Source organism: Mesorhizobium sp. M7A.F.Ca.CA.002.09.1.1 (genome assembly GCF_003998555.1).
GTDB classification, from domain to species: Bacteria; Pseudomonadota; Alphaproteobacteria; order Rhizobiales; family Rhizobiaceae; genus Mesorhizobium; species Mesorhizobium ciceri.
On record NZ_RZRR01001205.1, the window covers coordinates 1 to 1,328 of the forward strand.

At 62.3% G+C, this 1,328-nt stretch carries 1 protein-coding gene and 1 pseudogene; both read left to right on the plus strand.

The window, feature by feature from the left end:
* Window positions 1-679 (plus strand): annotated as a pseudogene (locus EN994_RS31810) (argininosuccinate synthase domain-containing protein); the annotation flags it as partial.
* A 5-nt stretch (window positions 680-684) separates the two neighbouring features.
* Window positions 685-1,206 (plus strand): hypothetical protein, encoded by a 522-nt coding sequence (locus EN994_RS31815; protein WP_027162880.1) that lies wholly within the window; start codon window positions 685-687, stop codon window positions 1,204-1,206.
* The last annotated feature ends 122 nt before the right edge of the window (window positions 1,207-1,328 follow it).

The window sequence follows — 1,328 nt, forward strand, 5'->3', positions numbered from 1 at the left end:
GGTCGACGCCAACCTGCTGCACTCCTCTTCCGAGGGCAAGGTTCTGGAAGATCCATGGAGCGAGCCGCCGGAATTCGTCCACCAGCGCACCGTTTCGCCGATGGATGCGCCCGACAAGGTCACCGAGATCGAGATCGAGTTCCTGAAGGGCGACCCGATCGCGCTCAACGGCAAGAAGCTGTCGCCGGCAACCATGCTGGCGGCGCTCAACGATCTCGGCCGCGACAATGGCATCGGCCGGCTCGACCTGGTCGAGAACCGCTTCGTCGGCATGAAGTCGCGCGGCGTCTACGAAACGCCAGGCGGCACCATCCTGATCGCCGCCCACCGGGCCATCGAATCGATCACGCTCGACCGAGGTGCGGCCCACCTCAAGGACGAGTTCATGCCGCGTTACGCCGAGCTGATCTATAACGGCTTCTGGTTTGCGCCCGAACGGCTGATGCTGCAGGCGATGATCGACAAGAGCCAGGAAGACGTCGAGGGCACGGTGCGGCTCAAGCTCTACAAGGGCAACGTCATGGTCACCGGCCGCAAGTCGAAGAAGACGCTTTACTCCGATGCGCTGGTCACTTTCGAGGATGACCGTGGCGCCTATGACCAGAAGGACGCCGCCGGCTTCATCCGCCTCAATGCACTGCGGCTGAGAACGCTGGCAGCGCGCAACCGCGCCAAGTAGGGCGGATGCGCGGTTTCGGTCGCTGCCTGGCGCCGCTGGTTGTTCTGGCGACGCCGGCCGCCGGCCAGGAGTTCGACCCCGCCTCTCTTGACCTTCCCGCGCTGATCGAGTGCAGGGCGGACGTTCCGACTTACAACGACTTTGCCCTGTGGCTGTCCAGCGCACCGGGTGCCGTTGAAACGCTTGGCTGGAAGGAGGTTGCCTCCGCCAATCCGTTTCTCAGCCAATACGAACTGCCGGCCAAAATCCGCGTGTTCAACCGCGAGACAGGATCGATCGTGTTTACCGCTGCGGGGCCGATGGCCGTGCTCGACGGCGTTGCCGCGCCGGAGCTTGCAAAAGAACTCGACGTCATGGCCGTGTTTTCCACGCCGCAAAAATTCCTTGGCGAAAAGGTCGTTGTCCAAAGCACCGAAGAGTCGGAAGGATTGACCTTCTCCACCGACGTCAAGCTCAACGTCTCGACCGTCGAGTCCCATCCCGGCAAGACCCTGGCCGGCTGCTCCTACACGCTCGAAATCAAATAAAAACCCGGCATTCACGCCGGGTTTTCGATCAAGTCAAAAATGGCCGGGGCCTTCTGCCCGGTGCATGTTCCGTCAATCGCCGTCGATCGCCGTGGCAATGCGGGCGATGGCCTGCTGATAGA

Excerpts from the sequence above, each read along its gene's own strand:
- EN994_RS31815 (WP_027162880.1), top strand. The coding sequence starts at position 685 with ATGCGCGGTTTCGGTCGCTGCCTGGCGCCGCTGGTTGTTCTGGCGACG.